The sequence below is a fragment of the Caulobacter sp. genome, assembly GCF_017744445.1.
Taxonomy (GTDB): Bacteria; Pseudomonadota; Alphaproteobacteria; order Caulobacterales; family Caulobacteraceae; genus Caulobacter.
In genome coordinates this window covers 1-731 of sequence record NZ_JAGIBH010000089.1, presented here as the reverse complement: position 1 = coordinate 731, position 731 = coordinate 1, and the positions used below count along the sequence as shown (strand labels likewise).

The 731-nt window shown below is 67.6% G+C and carries 1 protein-coding gene; it reads right to left on the bottom strand.

Annotated features, from left to right (window positions below):
* Nucleotides 1-489: TonB-dependent receptor plug domain-containing protein (locus J7528_RS23790; protein ID WP_291879808.1), on the bottom strand; the 489-nt coding region annotated here is incomplete at its 3' end.
* Between the last annotated feature and the right edge of the window lie 242 nt (nucleotides 490-731).

Below are 731 nucleotides of genomic sequence, written 5' to 3'. Positions count from 1 at the left end.
GTACTGGGCGGCCGCGCCTTCACGCAGGATCTCGACGGTTTCCAGGGCCGCGGTCGGGATGGTGTTGAGGTCGAACGGAGCCGAGCCGCGGCCGATCGAGCCGTTGATATTGACCAGCGCGGCGGTGTGGGCCCGGTGACCGTTCAGCAGCACCAGGGTCTGGTCGGGCGACAGGCCGCGCAGGGTGGCCGGACGCACCGAGTCGGTCCCGTCGGTTACGGCCGGGCGTGGGAAGTCCAGCGACGGCGCCACGTTGGAGAGCGCCTGGGCCAGTTCCGGCGTGCCCTGCCGGGTCAGGGCCTTGTTGTTGACGACGTCGACCGGGGAGACCGTGTCCAGGCGCGAACGCGCGACGCGGGTGCCGGTGACCACGATCTGGTCGACGGCGGTGCTCTCGTCGGCGGCGGGCGCGGCCGCATCCTGGGCGTGAGCCGCGCTGGCGACGGCGGCGACCGACGTGGCGGCCAGAAGGAAGTGTCTAAAACGCATAGCGAATCCCCTCGCTTTTGCTCCCGGTGGCGGTTGAGGCCTTTTTTGTCCGGAAGCGGAGGAGACCGTCTCCCCCTTGAGAAAGGATGGGAATGCGTGCGTTCGCCCGCAAGCTGAGCAATTCTTGACGACCACGCAGAAAAAAACGGCGCGGATTTCTCCGCGCCGTTTTTCCAGTTTTTCTGAGCTCTTACGAGGCCGACTTAGGCTTCGTAGTCGCCCTCTTGGGCGCCGGCGCCGCC